Genomic DNA, 240 nt, shown 5'->3' on the forward strand with positions numbered 1-240 from the left:
CAGCACCTGCTCACGCACTTCGATATCGAGATCTTTCGCCAGCTTAATGATTGCGTCACGGGTGATACCTGGCAGCGCGGAGGAGGTAAACGGCGGGGTAAACAGAATGCCGTCTTTTACTTCAAACAGGTTTTCACCCGCGCCTTCAGAGATGTAACCATTCACATCCAGCGCAATACCTTCCTGGTAACCATGACGACGCGCTTCGCTACCCACCAGCAGCGAAGACAGATAGTTACC

The 240-nt window shown here is 52.9% G+C and carries 1 protein-coding gene; it reads right to left on the minus strand.

The features are described 5' to 3' along the window. A partial coding sequence (locus tag FDX22_RS32370; RefSeq protein WP_255433098.1) for an aminotransferase class IV occupies positions 1-240 on the minus strand: 240 nt, incomplete at both ends.

Source organism: Citrobacter sp. TBCS-14 (genome assembly GCF_005280805.1).
GTDB classification, from domain to species: domain Bacteria; phylum Pseudomonadota; class Gammaproteobacteria; order Enterobacterales; family Enterobacteriaceae; genus Citrobacter; species Citrobacter gillenii.